15 protein-coding genes, 1 tRNA gene and 1 pseudogene are annotated in these 17487 nt (G+C 65.2%); all 17 read right to left on the bottom strand.

All coding sequences use genetic code 11. The features are described 5' to 3' along the window. Positions 1–30: 30 nt before the first annotated feature. Positions 31–81: pseudogene (locus tag SBA_RS25245) on the bottom strand (hypothetical protein); the annotation flags it as partial. Positions 82–323: 242 nt separating this feature from the next. Further along, a tRNA-Phe gene (locus SBA_RS02240) sits at positions 324–399 on the bottom strand. 50 nt (positions 400–449) lie between these two features. After that, positions 450–656 carry a DNA gyrase inhibitor YacG gene (locus SBA_RS02235; RefSeq protein ID WP_261935753.1) on the bottom strand — a complete coding sequence of 69 codons (207 nt, stop codon included), beginning with the start codon at positions 654–656 and terminating at the stop codon, positions 450–452. Further along, positions 646–1635, bottom strand: coding sequence for a ribonuclease (locus SBA_RS02230; RefSeq protein ID WP_224550403.1), 990 nt, complete (start codon positions 1633–1635; stop codon positions 646–648). The genes SBA_RS02235 and SBA_RS02230 overlap by 11 nt, the downstream gene beginning before the upstream one ends. A gap of 8 nt (positions 1636–1643) precedes the next feature. Beyond that, entirely contained in the window at positions 1644–2216 is a 573-nt protein-coding gene (locus SBA_RS02225; RefSeq protein WP_224550402.1) for a Maf family protein, read from the bottom strand. 11 nt (positions 2217–2227) lie between these two features. Then, positions 2228–2446 carry a translation initiation factor IF-1 gene (infA, locus tag SBA_RS02220; protein WP_003049127.1) on the bottom strand — a complete coding sequence of 73 codons (219 nt, stop codon included), beginning with the start codon at positions 2444–2446 and terminating at the stop codon, positions 2228–2230. Positions 2447–2511: 65 nt separating this feature from the next. Continuing rightward, a complete protein-coding gene (locus SBA_RS02215; RefSeq protein WP_261935752.1) occupies positions 2512–3810 on the bottom strand; it encodes an adenosylmethionine--8-amino-7-oxononanoate transaminase in 1299 nt (432 codons plus the stop codon). Between the two features lie 32 nt (positions 3811–3842). Beyond that, positions 3843–4460: an OmpA family protein gene (locus SBA_RS02210; RefSeq protein ID WP_261935751.1), complete on the bottom strand. Its 618-nt coding sequence runs from the start codon at positions 4458–4460 to the stop codon at positions 3843–3845. Continuing rightward, a complete protein-coding gene (locus SBA_RS02205; RefSeq protein ID WP_261935750.1) occupies positions 4457–6268 on the bottom strand; it encodes a cation:proton antiporter in 1812 nt (603 codons plus the stop codon). Before SBA_RS02205 ends, SBA_RS02210 begins: the two co-directional genes overlap by 4 nt. 137 nt (positions 6269–6405) lie before the next feature. Then, a complete protein-coding gene (locus SBA_RS02200; RefSeq protein WP_261935749.1) occupies positions 6406–6831 on the bottom strand; it encodes a DUF4168 domain-containing protein in 426 nt (141 codons plus the stop codon). A 223-nt stretch (positions 6832–7054) separates the two neighbouring features. Then, positions 7055–9112 (bottom strand): M13 family metallopeptidase, encoded by a 2058-nt coding sequence (locus tag SBA_RS02195; RefSeq protein ID WP_261935748.1) that lies wholly within the window; start codon positions 9110–9112, stop codon positions 7055–7057. A gap of 104 nt (positions 9113–9216) precedes the next feature. Further along, positions 9217–9849, bottom strand: a complete 633-nt coding sequence (gene bioD / locus SBA_RS02190; protein WP_261935747.1) for a dethiobiotin synthase — start codon at positions 9847–9849, stop codon at positions 9217–9219. A 13-nt stretch (positions 9850–9862) separates the two neighbouring features. Continuing rightward, positions 9863–10987: an 8-amino-7-oxononanoate synthase gene (locus tag SBA_RS02185; protein WP_261935746.1), complete on the bottom strand. Its 1125-nt coding sequence runs from the start codon at positions 10985–10987 to the stop codon at positions 9863–9865. A 190-nt stretch (positions 10988–11177) separates the two neighbouring features. Beyond that, positions 11178–11858, bottom strand: a complete 681-nt coding sequence (locus SBA_RS02180; protein ID WP_261935745.1) for a DUF2490 domain-containing protein — start codon at positions 11856–11858, stop codon at positions 11178–11180. 124 nt (positions 11859–11982) lie between these two features. After that, positions 11983–13935, bottom strand: a complete 1953-nt coding sequence (locus tag SBA_RS02175) for an alpha/beta hydrolase family protein (RefSeq protein ID WP_261935744.1) — start codon at positions 13933–13935, stop codon at positions 11983–11985. Between the two features lie 112 nt (positions 13936–14047). Continuing rightward, positions 14048–15043 (bottom strand): sensor domain-containing diguanylate cyclase, encoded by a 996-nt coding sequence (locus tag SBA_RS02170; RefSeq protein WP_261935743.1) that lies wholly within the window; start codon positions 15041–15043, stop codon positions 14048–14050. Positions 15044–15265: 222 nt separating this feature from the next. Next, positions 15266–17389, bottom strand: a complete 2124-nt coding sequence (locus SBA_RS02165) for a sodium-translocating pyrophosphatase (protein WP_261935742.1) — start codon at positions 17387–17389, stop codon at positions 15266–15268. Between the last annotated feature and the right edge of the window lie 98 nt (positions 17390–17487).

The following is a 17487-nucleotide window of genomic DNA, read 5'->3' as shown; positions in this document are numbered from 1 at the left end:
GGAGACGATCAACGGGAAGCGTCGAACAGCGCATTTCAGACTGTCCGTCCTCAATGACCGCCAAATCTCTGCCCGCCCCATATGCTGACGGACATCATGCGGAACACGGCGTCGAAAATAGAACTGCCCGCCCCGGAAACACATGCCCGACGGCAACTTGTGTAGCAGCTTTGTGTAGCAGTTCTTGGAACCCGAATCCGCTGATTTCCGAGGGTTTTCAACGGTTTTGACTGCTCGATTGTGTAGCAGCAATGTGGGGGAGTGAGGGTTAGAAGACCGTCTTTGAGACGATTTTCTAATGTTTTCAATATGATGAGAACAAATGGTGCCCGGGGACGGATTCGAACCGCCGACACTGCGATTTTCAATCGCATGCTCTACCAACTGAGCTACCCGGGCACGGGTCTTCGGCGGGAGGCGTCCGCCGGATGGAGGCGTGCCTATAAGCGTCAATCCGGCTCGCTGTCCAGCCCATAATTGCCGTTTTTTTGTGCCGCTTCATCAACGGGCTGGCCCGGCACGCGATAGCCTTCGCCCAGCCATTGCAGCAGGTCGCGGTCGCGGCAGGCGGCGCTGCAGAAGGGGCGCGTGGCGAGCTGGGCGGGCTGGTCGCAGACCGGGCAGGCGCCGGGCTTGGACGATGCCTTAGGCGACATGGCCGCCCGCCAGAGCCAGCGCCGCATCCGCCTGCAAGGTGATCGCGCCGCCCCGGCGCTTGGCCAGTTGCTCGATCCAGTCCTGCCGCTTGTGCAGCAGGTCGATGATCGCGGGCATGGCGGTGATGGTGGCCGCGCCGCCCTGCCCATGGCGTTCGGCCCGGCGCAGGAGCGCCAGCGCGGCGGTCAGCACCGCATCTTCGCGCACTATCTCCATCAGATTGGCGCGCTCGCGGCGGCGGATGATCTGGAGGAAGCCGAAGCCGTTCACGGCCGTACGCTCGAACGGCAGCGGCAGATATTTGTCGATCTGGGCGGCGGCGACCATTCGTTCGTCCTTGTTGTTCATCGTCGGCAGGTCGATGCCGATGGAACCGGAAAGCCCCATGCGCCGCACCGTCTGCGCCGCCAGCTTCGCGCCCTTGGGGCCAAGCTGCGCGGGCGGGAGCGATCCGTCGACGTCGATCAGCAGCATGGCGGGCGTCAGGTACAGGCGCAGGGCGGCGTCTTCAGCGCCGACCTCGCCGCTCGTCGCCTCGTCCATCAGCTCGCTCCAGCCATGCGCCTCCAGCCGGTCTTCCTCATGCGCGGGACAGGGGACGACCGGCACGCCGGTGGCGCGAATGCGCTGCAACAGGCTGGGGCCGGCATGGGGCTTGGCGCCCGGCTGGGGCATGCGGCCCTTGGCGCGCTTGGGGCGGCCTTCTTCTGCGATCGCCTCGCGGATGATTTCGACGAGGACGTTGGCGCCTTCGGCCAGCCGGGGCGGGATCGGTTCCAGCAGCACTTCCTCGCCCGAAATCAGGCGCACGATGCCGCGCTTCTTGGGGATGATGGTGGCGACCAACCGGCCCTGCGCCACCGCGCCCGGACGGACGGCGTCGCCCTCGCGCTCGATCAGGGCCTCGACCAGCTTGCCCTTCTCGATCAACGCGGCCCGCGCCTCGCCAATGCCTTCTTCATAGAGCCATTCGGCCATGTGCGTTCCTAGTCGGATAGATAGCCCGCTGCCTTGAGCAGCGTGCGGGTTTCGTAAAGCGGCAGGCCCATGATCGCGCTGTGGCTGCCCATGATGGTGCGGATGAGGCCCGCGGCGCGGCCCTGTATCGCATAGCCGCCTGCCTTGCCGCGCCATTCGTCGCTGGCGATATAGGCGTCGATCTCGGGCTGCTCCAGCCGCTTGAAGATGACGATATTGTCCGACAGGCGATGCCGCGCGCGTCCCTCGCCATCGATCAGCGTGATCGCGCTCAGCACCCGGTGCCGCCGTCCGGACAGCAAGGCCAGGCAGGCGCGCGCCTCCGCCTCGCTTTCCGCCTTGGGCAGGATGCGGCGCCCCACGGCCACCACGGTATCGCCCGACAGGACCAGCGCGCCGGGATGGCGCGCGGCCACAGCCACGCCCTTTTCAGCCGCGACGCGCGCGGCGTAAGCGGCAGGCCGTTCGGCTTTCAGGGGCGTTTCGTCGATATCGGCGGGATCGACGGCATCGGGGACGACGCCGATCTGTCCCAGAAGGTCACGCCGTCTGGGAGAAGCCGAAGCAAGAATAAGCCGCATGAACAAGCGGCTTATTTGAAGCGGTACGTGATCCGACCCTTGGTCAGGTCGTAGGGGGTCAGCTCGACAAGCACTTCGTCGCCCACCAGCACGCGGATGCGATTCTTGCGCATCTTGCCGGCGGTGTGGCCGAGAATCTCGTGGTCATTTTCAAGCCGGACACGGAACATGGCGTTGGGGAGAAGCTCCACAACCTGTCCGCGCATTTCAAGCAGTTCTTCTTTAGCCATATAATCCCGAATTCGCAAAATCGCGCCGCCATAGCGCCAAATTGCGGAAATTGAAAGCCAAGGGTTTATTCGCCGAAATGATCGCCTGCTGCGGCGAGCGCCAGGAAGAGTCGATCGAGCTGATCTTCGTCCAGGCAATAGGGCGGCATCAGGTAAATGGTGTTGCCCAGCGGCCTTAGCAAGAGGCCGCGTTCCAGGAAGAAGGCACGCAGGCGCGGCGCCAGATCGGACAGATAGCCCGCATCGGCGGCGATGAGGTCGATCGCGGCGATCGCGCCCAGCTGCCGCGGGTTGGCGAAGGCGGGGTGTCTAGCAAGCCGTTCGAGTCGCTTCGCGATTCCCTGCGCCAGCGCGGCGATGCGACCCAGCACATCCTCCTCGCGCCAGATCGCCAGATTGGCGACCGCGGCGGCGCAGGCGATGGCGTTGGCGGTGTAGCTGGACGAATGATAGAACAGCCGGGCGCGGTCGGTCGATCGATGCGCATCGAAAATCGGGGCGGTCGCCAGGGTCGCCGCCAGCGGGATCGCGCCGCCGGTGATACCCTTAGCCACCGCCATGATGTCCGGCACGACGCCCGCCTGTTCGCAGGCGAAGAGGGTGCCGGTGCGGCCCCAGCCGGTCATCACCTCGTCGGCGATGAACAACACGCCATGGCGGCGGCAGATCGCGGCCATCTCGCGCAGCACGGCTGCGGGATAGATCAGCATCCCGCCAGCGCCCAATATCAGCGGTTCGACGATGAAGGCGGCGGGCTTGTCGGCGCAGGCGTCGTCGAGTGCTTCGAGGCAGGCCCGCTCGCGACCGGGCGCGGGAAAGGGGATGGTTCCGACATCGAACAGCAAGGGCTGCCAGGCGGCGTTATAAACGCCGCGCTCGCCGATCGACATCGCGCCGATCGTGTCGCCATGATAGCTATGCTCCAGCACCAGGATGCAGCTGCGCGGCCCCCCCGATTCTTCCGTCGCCAACCCGTCCAGCGCCAGATTGTGCCAATAGCCCAGCGCCATCTTGAGCGCGACCTCGACCGCGGTCGAGCCGCTGTCGGAATAGAAGATATGGGCCAGTGCCGGCTGTCCTTCGGCGCGGGGTGCCAGATCGATCAGCCCCCGCGCCACCGTTTCGGCCGGATCATGGGTGTAGCCCGCGAAGATCAGCTGATCGAGTTGCCCCGCCTGCGCGGCGATGGCGGCGGCGATGCGCGGATGGCAATGGCCATGGGTGGTCACCCACCAGCTCGAAATCGCGTCGATCAGCGTGCCGCCGTCGGCCAGGTGCAGCAGCGCGCCTTGCGCCCGCACGACATGGGGTATCGGCTCATTCAGGCCATGTTGGGTGAAGGGGTGCCAGACGGGGGATGTCATGTCGGTCCCTTAAGCCAGCAAGGTGGCCAAATCTATGGCTTTGCCGCCTCGGCCGCGTTCGGCACCACCGGCGGCGGCACGATGACGGTCGGGAGCGCGACCGTCACTTCGACCCGGCGATTTTTCGCCCGGCCGTCGGGATCGTCGCTGCCGTCCTCCTTCGCATTGGGGGCGATCGGGCGGGCCTCGCCCAGCGCGATCAGGGTGATGCGCGCCTTGTCCACGCCCTTGTCGACCAGATAGTCCCGGACCTTTTCGGCGCGGATGCGGGACGCGACCTTGTTGTCGCCATCGGCCCCGCGCGAATCGCTATGGCCGCGCAATATGATCGGGCCGCCGGCCTTCATCGCCGCGCCGGAGAGCAGCGTTTCCAGTGTCGCCTTCGCCGTCTCATCCAGCGCCATGGGCGACGCGCCGAAGCCGATCACCGCCTCTTCCGGCTCGATCTTCGGCGCTTCGGACTCGGGCACGACTTCGGGACGCAGGATCGACCGTTGCGGTTCGGCGCCATTATCCGCGCCATTCCTTGCGACGGCATTGGCGGCATTGTCGGCCTCGTTCACCGCATCGGCCGCGGGTGTCTGCGCGGGTGGCTGGCAGGCGGCGAGCGCCGCACATAGGAGGATCGGAGCCTGGGTAAATCGTCTCATTCTTCCTCTCCTTGTCGCCGGGGCTGGGCGGGCGGCACATAGGACAGGATCGTGTCGCCATATTGGGGCGTGGGACGTGAGGCATGGGTGAAGAAGCGCAGCGCCCCGGTCTTGCGCAACAGCAGCAGCATGTCGCCATCCGGCGGCAGCGCCGCGCGCGCGGCATCATAGTCGAACTGCTCGCTGATCCGCGTCTTGCGGAAGGTCCAGCCCTGTTCCTCGCGCTGCATGATGTCCTCCACGCCATGGCCTGACGCGAACAGCGCCCGCCCGCGCAGCGATTCGGGCAGGCTGCGCGGATCATGATCGTCGCTGGCGTCGCCCAACTGATGGACATTGTCGCGCCCGATTTCCGGCGCGAACTCGTTGCACACCAGCGCGTTATAGGCCTCGTTGTCGGTCGCGGCCGCCAGCACCTGGAACTGGGTCAGGTCCAGCCGTTCTTCAGTCGCTTCCGACAATATCTCGCCATGATAGGTGGGGATGCCCTGGTGCCGGGCAGGCGCCAGCCTCTGCCAGCTCGTGTCGGCGATCGTCACCGGCACCTCCAGTTGGCGCAACTGTGCGGCAAGGCCGAGGGTGAAGGGCGTGGCCCCCACGATCAACAGTCCCTGTTCCGACGCGCCCGTAACCTTCAGCAGGCGTGCGACCGCCTTGATCGAAAATCCGTGGAACAGGATGGTCGCCACCACCACGGCGAAGGACAGAGTGACCAGGATCGACCCGTCGCTATAGCCCAGCCGATCGAGCCGCAACGCGAACAGTCCCGAAATCGCTACCGCAACGATCCCTCGTGGCGCGATCCAGGCGACCAGCAGCCGCTCGTTCCACGGCACGGGAGAAAAGGCGAGGCTCAGCAGCACCGTTGCCGGGCGGACGAGGAAGAGCAGCGCGAGCAGGAAAGCCAGGAATCGCCATTCGAACTGGCGCAGCACCTCCAGATTGAGCGAGGCGGAGAGGATCACGAACACGCCCGAAATCAGCAGGACCGTGACATTTTCCTTGAACGGCTGGATGTCGCGCAGGGAATCGAGCCGCATATTGGCCAGCGCCACGCCCATCACGGTGACGGCCAGCAGCCCGGTTTCCTGCTGGATCATGTTCGATCCCACGAACACGCCGATCACCACGACCAGCAGCACCGGAGCCTTGAGATATTCGGGCACATGCCCGCGCGGGAAGGCCCAGCCGACGGCGCGGGCGGCCAGCCAGCCGATCAGGCCGGCGATGACCGCCGCGGCCAGCAGCGACAGGATGACCGACGCCAATGTGCCGCCTTCGCCCGCGCGGCGCAGATATTCATAGGTGACGACGCCCAGCAGCGCGCCGACCGGATCGTTGACGATCGCCTCCCATTTCAGGATCGCGCGGGGTCGCGCCGCGACATTGGACTGGCGCAACAGCGGCAGCACGACGGTCGGGCCGGTGACGACCAATATGCCGGCAAACAGGATTGCGACGGGCCATACCAGCCCGGCGACATAATAGCAGGCCAGCGATCCCAGCACCCAGCCGATCGGTGATCCCAGCAGCACCAGCCGGGTGACGGCGCCGTCGGTCTTGCGCAATTCGCGAAAATTGAGGCTGAGGCCGCCCTCGAACAGGATCAGCGCGACCGCCACCGACACCATCGGTTCCAGCAGTTCGCCGAACACATGTTCGGGGTTGATGAGGTGAAGGACCGGACCGCCGATCACGCCAGCGGCCAGCATCAACGCGATGGCGGGCCAGCCGGTGCGCCAGGCGATCCATTGTGCGCCAATCCCCAATATGCCGATCAGCGCGATGGAAAGAGCCAGTTCCTGCATGGAGCGCAGGATAGACGGGCGGATAAGCGGTCGTCACCCCCCGATATTTTTTACCATCATGGGAACAATGCGGGCGAACCGGCGTGCCGGGCATCAAGCAAAAGGGCCGGTCATCGACCGGCCCCTTCGCTATCGGATTATTGCGGCGGCTGGCTCGGCTGTGCCGGCGCGGCCGGAGTTGCCGGTGCGGCTGGCGCAGCGGGGGCAGGCGGCGCGGCGGCCTGGATGCGCTGCTGCAGCGCCGGGTCGGCGGCTGCGGCCTGCCCGATCTGGTTGAACTTTTCGGGCGGCAGGCCCGATGCCTGCAACGCGGCCAGCATCTTGGGCTGCTTGTCGGCTTCAGCGATGGAGGCGTCCGACTGGATCTTGGTCACTTCCACTGCGGCGGCGGCGAACTGCTTGATATCGCTGTCGCTGAAATTGCTGGCGCCAGCGGCCGGGGCTGCCGATGTCGCAGGCGCCGCAGGGGCGGCCTGGCCTTGTGCGAGCGCGGGATAGGCCGCGAACAACGCGATCGATGCGATGCCGGCTTTCAGAAAAGCGCTGGTGTTGAGACCCTTCAACTTTTTTCTCCTGTTAGTGACAATCTGATGAACAGACGACCAAACTGTTGAAATCGTTCCGGGTGAGAAAGTGCCGAACGGCGAATCGTGCGATTCAGAAGATGACGGGACTCGCAAAAACGGCTCGTCTCGCGTGACAAGCCATTGGCCGCAGCCTTGTTCGCAGTGGCAACAATGAAGATCGGCCCGGATTCGTAAAATGCGCCGGGCCGACCGTCATCTCTTACCAGATTTTCACGCGATCCTTGGGCGCCAGATAGATTTTGCCGCCCGGCGCTGGCTTGAAAGCCTCATACCAGGCGTCGAAATTGCGGACGATGTCGGCGCGATATTGCGACGGCGCGTGCGGATCGGTGACCAGCCGCTGGCGCAGATTCGCCTCGCGATAATTGCGCCGCCATACCTGCGCCCAGCCCAGGAAGAAGCGCTGGTCGCCGGTCAGGCCGTCGATCACCGGCGCAGTCTTGCCGCCCAGCGAAGCATGATAGGCGTCGAGTGCGACCGCCAGGCCACCCAGGTCGCCGATATTCTCGCCCATGGTGAAGGCGCCCTTCACATGCGCGCCGGGAAAGGGCTCATAGGCGTCATATTGCGTGCCCAGCTTCGTGGTCAGCGCCTTGAAATTGGCGACGTCCTGATCGGTCCACCACTGGTTGAGCTTGCCCGTCTCGTCATATTTCGCGCCCTGATCGTCGAAATGATGGCTCAGTTCATGGCCGATCACCGCGCCGATGCCGCCATAATTGACCGCCGGGTCCGCCTTGGGATCGAAGAAGGGCGGTTGCAGGATGGCGGCGGGGAAGACGATCTCGACCATGCCGAAATTGGCATAGGCGTTGATCTCCATCGGGGTCATGCCCCATTCCCAGCGATAGATGGGCTTGCCAAGCTTGCCGATATTATAGTCGAACTCGAACTGGTTCGATCGCTGTGCATTGCCCAGCAGGTCGTCGCGCCTGATCTCCAACCCCGCATAGTCGCGCCACTTGTCGGGATAGCCGATCTTGGGGGTGAAGGCGGCCAGCTTCTTGTGCGCGCGCGCCTTGGCCGTGTCGCTCATCCATGGCAGGCCGTCGATGCGGCGGCCCATGGCGGTCAGGACATTCTTGACCAGCCCGTCCATTGCGGCCTTGGTTTCGGGCGGGAAATATTGGGCGACATAGACTTTGCCGACTTCCTCGCCGAGCGACTCCTTGAGGAAGGTGACGCCGCGCTTCCACCGTTCCTCACGCTCCGGCGTGCCCGACAGGGTGGTGCCGTAGAAGGCGAAGTCGCTATTGGCGATGCTGTCGGGCAGATAGTCGGCATAGGCGTGCAGACTGGCCAGTAGCAGCGCGTCCTTCAGCACGCCGACCGGCGTCTTGGCGATCAGCGCGGCTTCACCCGTCACGGCGCTGGGCTGAGCGACCAGCAGGCTGGCGGGGGTCAGCCCGTTCGCTTTGTAATAGGCCGCGAAGTCGAAACCGGGCGTGGCCTTCTGCAGGTCGGCAAGCGTCATCTTGTTATAGGTCTTGTCGGCGTCGCGACTGTCGACCTGGCTCCAATGGACCTTGGCAATCGCCGTTTCGAAAGCCATCAGCGCCGCCGCGCGCGCCTTGGCGTCGCTCTCGCCCGCCAGGGTGAGCATCTTTTCCAGATGCGCGACATAGGCGGTGCGGATCGCCGCCATCTTCTCGCCCTGGTCCAGATAATAGTCGCGGTCGGGCAGGCCCAGCCCGCCCTGCATCATCGACAGGATATAGGTTTCGGGGTCCTTGTCGTCCTGCCCGACATAGAAGCGGAACGGGCCGGGCACGCCGGCGCGGGCGCCCTTGGCCGCGACCCTGGCATAGCCGGCCAGGTCGGTGACGCCCCTGACCTCGTCCAGCCAGGGCTTGATCGGCGCCAGTCCCTTCGCCTCGACCGTGGCGCCGTCCATATAGGCGGCATAGGCATTGCCGATCTTGCTGCCGCTATCCTTCTGCGCGCTTTCCAATATCGCCCTGGTCCGCGTGCGCGACAGGTCGTCCAGCGTGTTGAATGCGCCATAATTGGACTTGTCGGCGGGGATCGGCGTGTTCTTCGCCCATGTGCCATTGGCATAGTCGTAAAAATCGTCGCCCGGCTTCACCGACGGATCCATGCCCGCGGCGTCGAAACCATAGCTGCCATAGGTGGGCTTGCCGGCGGTGGCGGGAGAGGCGGCCGGCGCTGCGGCAGGTGTTGCCGGCTGGTCGGCCTGCGCCATGGTGGCGGCCAGCGCCAGCGCCGTGGCGGCTGCGCCGAGGAGGAGGGTTTTCATGGGTTGCATCCCTTGCATCATAATGGCGATCGGCCTTGGGCCGTCCGTTCTGACGCGGACTTGAACGCCCGTCAAAGAATGAAGTCCATGTCGTTGGTCGAAAATTATCGATCGTTGAAATATTCGGGAAGCCGGATGTGGGCTGCGAAAGCGGCGGCCAGGGCGGCGGGATCGAGCCGGTCGAGATGCGGCAAGCGGCCGAGCGACGACACGCCCGCCAGTTGCGGAATGATCCGCTCATTTTCGTCATGCGCCTCGCCGATGAAGGCAATGCCCGCCACGCGCACGCCGCGCGCCCGCAGCGCCTCAATGCTCAGCAGGCTGTGGTTGATCGTGCCAAGACCCGTGCGCGCGCACAGGATCACAGGCTGGCCCCAATGGGCGAACAGGTCGGCCATCAGCAACGTCTCGGAAATCGGCACCAGCACGCCGCCCGCGCCCTCGACCACGAGCGGTCCGTCCACCTGGGGCAGCGCCAGCTGGTCCAGCCCGATCGCCACGCCGTCGATCCGCGCGGCGAGATGGGGGGAGGCGGGGGTGGCCAGGCGAAAGGCTTCGGGCAGGATATGCGTGGCGGGCAGGCCGGACAGGGCGGCGACGCTTTCCTTGTCGCCCTCCGGATCGACCCCGGCCTGGATCGGCTTCCAATAATGCGCGCGCAGCGCTCCGGCCAGGCCAGCCGCGAACACGGTCTTGCCGATGCCGGTATCGGTCCCGGTGACGATCAGGACGCTCATGCCCTGCCCCTCCTCATGCCATCGCCTTCCTGAGTGCGTGGCCCAGCGCGGCGACATCGGCGCGGCCGACGTTGAGCGTCAGCGAGATGCGCAATCGGCTTGTCCCGGCTGGCACCGTTGGCGGGCGGATGCCGCGCACGTCGAAGCCCGCCTGCTGCAAGGCTGCGGCCACCGCCATGGTGCGGATATCGTCGCCCAGGATGACCGGCACGATCTGGCTGCGGGGCGAGGGCAGGCCGAGCGGCGCGCAGATCGCTTCGGCCGCATCCTGCCGCAGCGTCTTCAGCCGGTCGCGCAGGTCGCTCGCCTGCTCGATCCGGTCGAGCGCCGCCGAGGCCGCCACCGCCATCAGCGGGGACGGCGCGGTCGAGAAGATGAAGGCGCGGGCGCGGTTGATCAGATAGTCGATATGGATGCGCGGACCGCAGATCAGCGCGCCTTCCGCCCCCATCGCCTTGCCGCACGTATGCAGCGTGATGACATTGTGCAGCCCGTCCAGCCCGGCCGACAGGCCGCGCCCACCCGGCCCGAAGACCCCGGTGCCATGCGCTTCGTCCAGCAGCAGCATCCCGCCATGGGTCGCGGCCAGCTTGGCGAGATCGGTGAGCGGCGCCATGTCGCCATCCATGGAATAGAGCGTCTCGACCGCGATCCAGATGCGCCCCGTTCCGCCCTCCTTGCGCCAGGCCAGGATCAGGTCGGCGAAGCTCTGCACCATATTATGCCGGGCGAACACGGCCTGCGCCTTGCTCATGCGGATGCCGTCATGGGCGCTGGCGTGGATCAGTTCGTCCGCAACGATCAGGTCGCCGCGCTGGGGCAGCGTCGAAAACAGCGCCAGATTGCCGACGTATCCGTTGGCGACGAACAGCGCCGCCTGGGTGCGGAAGAAATCGGCCGCCTTGGTCTCCAGCCCCTCATGTTCGGGCGCATTGCCGCGCAGCAGCCGCGATCCCCCGGAGCCGACCGGCACGCCGCGCCCGATCGCGTCGGCGACTGCCTGGGCGATGATCGGATCGCCGGCCAGGCCCAGATAGTCGTTGGAGGCGAAGTCGCGCCCGGAACGGGGGATCAGGCGACGCAACCGCCCGCGCGATTCCAGCGCGGCGAGTTGCTTGGCGTACGGTTCGGCGGTCATGCCGCGCCTATAGGCCCGGCTGGCGGAGGCGGCAAGCAGGGCCGGGGCGGCCTGGATCGCCCCGGCCCCTAAAGCGATTTCCAATCAAATGGAAAGATAGTTCGGCGAAGCCAATCATCTGACGACCCGGACATCGCGTAACACTAAAAACGAGCGCGATTGATCCGATCTAATCGGATCGCAAACGGCTCTAGAAACTGAAGCTCAGCGAGACGGAGGCGACATTGTCGTTGCTGTCGTCGGCGTGGCGGCGGAAACCGTGCTGGTGCAGATAGCCGATCTCGGCATTCACATTCTTCGCCACCGGGGTGGTGATGGCGATCAGGTTGCGCATCCGTTCTTCGCCCTGGACCCGCTGGAAATTGGTCTTGTTGAGGTCGAAGAAGCTTTCATGGCTCAGCACAAGCGCGGTCTTGCCGCCTTCCCGGAACGGCATGACCAGCTTCACATAGGGGCGCAGCCGCCAGGCGGTGCCGTCCACGCCTTCGCGCCACCGTTCCTCCATCCGCATCCGGGCGCTGACCGATACCGGGCCGATCCTGGCGATATTGTCGAACGTCACCTGCTGACGCCCGCGATGCTCCATCACGGTGAAGTCGCCGCCGGCATATTGGGGATCATGGGTATAGCCCGCCCAGATCGTCACCGCCTTGGACAGTTTGTAGCCGACCAGCGTGTTGGATTCGATTTCATACAGACCCTTGCGGTCGTCGCTGAAGCGGGCGACCACCTCCTGCGACAGCCGCCAATGCTCGCCCAGCTTCACCGTGGCGCTGGCGGTGGTCCAAAGTTGCTCGTCCTCGCTGGCGTGCGCGGCGGCGGGCAGCGCCAGCACGGCCAGCATGGACAAAAATAGGGCGGTCGGGCGCATCGGGCATCATCTCCACCGCCGGCCTTGGCGGTGCCGCGCCACTATGACGGTTGCATGACTCCATGGTGACGATTTCATTGCATTTTAATGACAATGCATGTCTGTTGCGTATCTTCGTCCCGCGTCATGCGGGGTTATGCTCTTTCAGGAAGGCGTCGAGCTTTTCGAGGAACTCGATCCGATCGGCTTCGCGCGAGAAGAAATGGTCGGCCAATGGCTGTTCGACATAGATATAGTCGCGCCCCTCCACCTTGCCGGCGGCCTTCAGTTTCTCGGCCATTTCGCGGGATTGGTTGACTTGAACCCGTCGGTCCTTTTTGCCGTGCATCAGCAGGATCGGCGTCGAAAATTGCGCGGCGAAGTTCACCGGGGACACGGTCGTAAAATCAGGCGCCTGTTCCTTCATCCAGTCCTTGCGCGTGCCATGGTACAGGAAGCGGCCATCATAGCGCATCATCGCCGCCAGGTCCGACACGCCGGCATAGGACATGGCGCAGCGATAACGGCCGCCGTCGCGCTGGGCGGCGCGCATGGCCGCATAGCCGCCATAGGATGCGCCCACCATGCAGACGCGCTTGGCGTCGGCGATCCCTTGTCCCACGGCCCAGTCGACCGCGTCGTTCAGATCGTCCTGCATCGCCAGGCCCCATTGCCCCTCGCCCTTTTCCGCAAAGGCGGTGCCATAGCCCGCCGATCCGCGATAATTGGGCTGCAACACGGCATAGCCGCGCCAGGCCAGGAACTGCACCCACCAGTCCCATTCCTCGCTGTCGCGGGCGAAGGGGCCGCCATGGGGCATCAGGATCAGGGGCAAATCCTTGGCCTCGCGCCCTGCCGGCAGGGTCAGTACCGCTGCGATCTCCAGTCCGTCGCGCGCCTTGTAGCGGATCGTCTTGACCGGGGAGAGGCGGGTCTTGCCGGGGAATTGATCGCTGACGCGCGACAACACGCTCATCGCCCCGGCGGCCGTGTCGTAATAATAATAGGCGCCCGGCTGGTCGGGTGTGCCGACATGGACGATCATCTTCTGGCCGTCGCGGCTGGTGGAAATGATGCGCGCGCGCCGGTCCCCCACCGCCTTGTCGATATCGGCCTGGATTTTCGCCAGATTGGGGTCGAACCAGTGCACCGCGGGCGCATCGGCGGTGTAGCGGACCCCGGCCAGCCCGGTTCCCGCGGCATCCTCCTCGATCCCGCCCAGGTCGAAACCGGGCGCGGCGAATATCTTGCGACCCAGTTCCAGCGTGCCGAGGTCATATTCGTAGAGTGCGTCGGCGCCTTCATGATCGTCGCTGGCGATCGCCTTGCCCGGATCGGCGGTGAAGAGCAGCGGCACCACCATCGATTCGTCGCGTCGCCGGTTGGCGCGATCGACGACGCGGAAGCTGGATCTGCCGTCCGCGCGATAAAGCAGGGTCGACGTCCGGCTGGCATCATTATAGCCCACGCCCATCCGCACCGTACCGCCGGCATCGGCATACCAGCCGCGCACATGCTGCCGCGGCGCGACGATGCTGCGCATCCGGCCGGTGCTGATGTCGATTTCGTCCACCTTCGGCCAGAAGCCGGGCTCGGAATAATAGATGGAGGTCTGATAGGACAACAGGATGCGCGGGCTGCCGTCGCGCGCGATCCAGATGACGTCATCGGCATTTTGCGCGGCGGCATTCTTGGCGAGCAGCGTCACCTTGCTGCCGTCCCGTTTGATGCTGACGACGCGGCTCAGATACCATGGCATGCCCTGGACGTTGGATTCATTGCCGACTCCGGCGATCAGCCAGTCGTCATTGACCCATTTCCACCAGTTGAGGTCATTGTCGCCCAGGCCCATCGACCGGATGCGATTGGGGCCTTCATAGACGTCGGCGATCACCAGTCGCTGTTCGCCATTCACCGCGACACGGCTGGCGATGTGCAGCCCGTCGGGCGACAGGCTCGGCCGCTCCATCAGCGGCAGCGCGGCGAAATCGCGGACCGTCCATTGTTGCGCCTGGGCCACGGGCGCGGGCGGCGGCGTTTGCGCCAGCGCGCTCCCGCCCAAGGCTGTACCGGCCAATAGCATGATTATGCGCGACATATTCCCCCCAACATAAGATCGACCCCAGGATCGATATATGGGCGAAGGCAAGGAGCGTCACCTGAAAATCACTGTTAATCAATCCATTACGGCGGCGATGACGCCTGGGTGGTCAGGCCGCGCGGATTGCCTCGATCGGGGCCAGTACCGCGCGGTTGCGGCCGCCGCGCTTGGCCTCATAGAGCGCCGCATCGGTCGCGGTGAGCCAATCCTGGCTTGTCATGCGGCCGGGGCCGATCGCCGCCACGCCGAAACTGGCGGTCACGCGCAACGGTGGATCGTGCGGGATTTCCAACGCCTCGATCGCGGCACAGAAACGGCGCGCAGCGGCCAGCGCTTCCGTCTCGCTGGTTTCGGGCAGCAGCAGCCCGAATTCCTCGCCGCCGATCCGGCCCAGCGAATCGCTGGGACGCGACAGGCCGGCGCAACATTGCGCCACCGCCTCGATCACCCGGTCGCCGACGGGATGGCCATGGCAGTCGTTGATCCGCTTGAAATGGTCGATGTCGAGCAGGATCAGCGCGGCGGGCCGCTGGTGCCGGACGAACAGCGCGATCCGCTTGTCGATTTCGGCGACGAAGGCGCGGCGGGTCATGGCGCCGCTCAGATGGTCGCGCTCGGCCAGCATCCGCAATTCCATCTGTTCCACCACGATGGCGGCCAGGCCCTTCATAATCTCCATCTGTTCGGCCGGGAAATCCCTGGCGCGGGTATCGATGGCGCACAGCGATCCGATATTATAGCCGTCGGGCGTACGCAACGGCACGCCGGCATAGCTGCGGATGCCCGGATCGCCGGTGACCAGCGGATTGTCGCGAAAGCGCACATCGTCCTGCGTGTCGGGTATGACGAGGGGGTCGCTCTGGCGGATGGCATGATCGCAAAAGGCGACGCTGCGCGGCGTTGCCTGCACGTCCAGCCCGGCAATCGCCTTGAACCATTGCCGGTCCTTGTCGATCAGCGATACGGCGGAAATCGGCACGCCGAACAGCGTCCGCACCAGATTGGTGACCTTGTCGAACGCGCCTTCCGTCGGTGTGTCGAGTATCTCATAGCGCCGCAGCGCAGCGATGCGGCCCGGTTCGTCGTTGGTAATCGCTTGCAGCATATCATGGCATCCGGTGGCTGGCTTGGGTCACGCTTCGTGAAGCATGACAGGAAATCCGGTGCGGCATGGTCCGCCCCCGTCAGGCCGACCGTCAACGGTCACACTGTGCCTCTGCCCTGAACAAAGGGTTAAAAAACAGGTTGGCACGGATGCTATACGACCAGCCGGGCCGCAGGCAAGGGGAGGAGAGGCGCGTGGCCTCTCCCCTCCGATCGGGGGCTGTCAGGCCCCGTGCGCCAGCGCCGCAAGCAGCAGCAGCGCAACGATGTTGGTGATCTTGATCATCGGGTTCACCGCCGGGCCGGCCGTGTCCTTGTAGGGATCGCCTACCGTATCGCCGGTCACCGCGGCCTTATGGGCTTCGCTGCCCTTGCCGCCATGATGGCCGTCCTCGATATATTTCTTGGCATTGTCCCATGCGCCGCCGCCGCTGGTCATCGACAAAGCGACGAACAGGCCGGACACGATGACGCCCAGCAGCAAGGCGCCCAGCGCGGCGAAGCCGTTGTCGCTGCCCGCCACCGCCGTGATCGCAAAATAGACGACGATCGGCGCCAGCACCGGCAACAGCGACGGCACGATCATCTCCTTGATCGCCGCGCGGGTGACCAGATCGACCGTACGGGCATAATTGGGGCGCGACGTCCCTTCCATGATGCCCTTGTTAGTGGCGAACTGGTCGCGCACGTCCTTGACCACGTCGCCCGCCGCGCGGCCGACCGCGGTCATGCCCATCGCGCCGAACAGATAGGGCAGCAACGCGCCGAGCAGCAGGCCGACGATGACATAGGGGTTTTTCAGGCTGAAATCGACCGGCTCGGTCAGGCCCAGCGCCGCGCCATAATAATCGAGATCCTGGGTGAAGGTGCCGAACAGCACCAGCGCCGCCAGACCCGCGCTGCCGATGGCATAGCCCTTCGTCACCGCCTTGGTGGTGTTGCCCACGGCGTCCAGCGCGTCGGTCTTCACCCGCACGCTATCGTCCAGATGCGCCATTTCGGCGATGCCGCCCGCATTGTCCGTGACAGGGCCATAGGCGTCGAGCGCCACCACCATGCCGGCCAGCGCCAGCATCGCGGTCGCGGCGAAGGCGATGCCCATCAGGCCCGCCAGCTGATAGGCGACGATGATGCCGACGACGATGACCAGAGTCGGCAGCGCGGTGGATTCCAGGCTGATTGCCAGCCCCTGGATGACGTTGGTGCCATGGCCGGTTTCGGACGCCTTGGCGATCGAGCGGACCGGGCGATAATTGGTGCCGGTATAATATTCGGTGATGACCACCAACAGACCGGTGACGGCCAGGCCGACCAGCATCGACCAGAACAGCTTCATGCCGGTATAGCCGCCATAGCCGTCCAGATCCGCGCCGAACACGGTATTGAGGTCGCCCAGCGTATATTGGGTGGCGAAGTAGATGGCCGGGATCGACAGGATCGCGGTGGTCCAGAATCCCTTGTAGAGCGCGCCCATGATCGACTGGCTGCTGCCCAGCCGCACCATATAGGTGCCGATGATCGAAGTGACGATGCACACGCCGCCGACGATCAGGGGCAGCGCCATCAGCTTCATCAGGAAGGCGTTGTCCACGCCGGTGACCAGCAGCGCGGTCAGCACCATGGTCGCGCCGACGGTGACGACATAGGTTTCGAACAGGTCAGCCGCCATGCCGGCGCAGTCGCCGACATTGTCGCCGACATTGTCGGCGATGACGGCGGGATTGCGGGGGTCATCCTCCGGGATGCCGGCCTCGACCTTGCCGACAAGGTCGGCGCCGACATCGGCCGCCTTGGTGAAGATGCCGCCGCCCAGCCGCGCGAAGATGGAGATGAGCGACGCGCCGAAGGCCAGCGCGACCAGCGAGTCGATCACCAGCCGGTCGTCGGGGGCATGGCCGGCGGGGCCGGTCAGATACCAGAAGAAGACGCTGATCGCGAGCAGGGCGAGTCCCGCCACCAGCATCCCGGTGATGGCGCCGGCGCGGAACGCCACCGTCAGGCCGCTTTGCAGCGTGCCGCGACAGGCTTCGGCCGTGCGGACATTGGCCCGCACCGATATGTTCATGCCGATGAACCCTGCCGCCCCCGACAGGATCGCCCCGATCAGAAATCCGACCGCGGAGGTGATCCCCAGAAAATAGAGGACCAGCACGGCCACGACCAGGCCGACGATGGCGATGGTGGTATATTGGCGGCCCAGATAGGCCTTGGCCCCCTCCTGGATCGCGCCGGCGATCGCCTGCATGGCGTCATTGCCCGGTGGCTGGCTCAACACCTGGCGACTGGTGAACAGGCCGTAGAATATGGCCAGCAGGCCGCATCCTATGGCGATATAGACGATTTGCATGGATGTTCCTCTCCCCCTGTTATGACTGTCATCGACCGCTCCGCAGGGAATGACGGGCAGGCGAAAGGCGCAAAAGCGGGCGGCCGGACGAGGACGGT

The organism is Sphingomonas bisphenolicum, assembly GCF_024349785.1.
Taxonomy (GTDB): domain Bacteria; phylum Pseudomonadota; class Alphaproteobacteria; order Sphingomonadales; family Sphingomonadaceae; genus Sphingobium; species Sphingobium bisphenolicum.
This window is presented reverse-complemented; position numbering and strand designations above follow the sequence as displayed.

Excerpts from the sequence above, each read along its gene's own strand:
- SBA_RS02210 (WP_261935751.1), bottom strand. The coding sequence starts at position 4,460 with ATGAGACGATTTACCCAGGCTCCGATCCTCCTATGTGCGGCGCTCGCC.
- SBA_RS02230 (WP_224550403.1), bottom strand. The coding sequence starts at position 1,635 with ATGGCCGAATGGCTCTATGAAGAAGGCATTGGCGAGGCGCGGGCCGCG.
- bioD (WP_261935747.1), bottom strand. The coding sequence starts at position 9,849 with ATGAGCGTCCTGATCGTCACCGGGACCGATACCGGCATCGGCAAGACC.
- SBA_RS02175 (WP_261935744.1), bottom strand. The coding sequence starts at position 13,935 with ATGTCGCGCATAATCATGCTATTGGCCGGTACAGCCTTGGGCGGGAGC.
- SBA_RS02185 (WP_261935746.1), bottom strand. The coding sequence starts at position 10,987 with ATGACCGCCGAACCGTACGCCAAGCAACTCGCCGCGCTGGAATCGCGC.
- SBA_RS02170 (WP_261935743.1), bottom strand. The coding sequence starts at position 15,043 with ATGCTGCAAGCGATTACCAACGACGAACCGGGCCGCATCGCTGCGCTG.
- SBA_RS02195 (WP_261935748.1), bottom strand. The coding sequence starts at position 9,112 with ATGAAAACCCTCCTCCTCGGCGCAGCCGCCACGGCGCTGGCGCTGGCC.
- SBA_RS02205 (WP_261935750.1), bottom strand. The coding sequence starts at position 6,268 with ATGCAGGAACTGGCTCTTTCCATCGCGCTGATCGGCATATTGGGGATT.
- infA (WP_003049127.1), bottom strand. The coding sequence starts at position 2,446 with ATGGCTAAAGAAGAACTGCTTGAAATGCGCGGACAGGTTGTGGAGCTT.
- SBA_RS02235 (WP_261935753.1), bottom strand. The coding sequence starts at position 656 with ATGTCGCCTAAGGCATCGTCCAAGCCCGGCGCCTGCCCGGTCTGCGAC.
- SBA_RS02180 (WP_261935745.1), bottom strand. The coding sequence starts at position 11,858 with ATGCGCCCGACCGCCCTATTTTTGTCCATGCTGGCCGTGCTGGCGCTG.
- SBA_RS02225 (WP_224550402.1), bottom strand. The coding sequence starts at position 2,216 with ATGCGGCTTATTCTTGCTTCGGCTTCTCCCAGACGGCGTGACCTTCTG.
- SBA_RS02165 (WP_261935742.1), bottom strand. The coding sequence starts at position 17,389 with ATGCAAATCGTCTATATCGCCATAGGATGCGGCCTGCTGGCCATATTC.
- SBA_RS02215 (WP_261935752.1), bottom strand. The coding sequence starts at position 3,810 with ATGACATCCCCCGTCTGGCACCCCTTCACCCAACATGGCCTGAATGAG.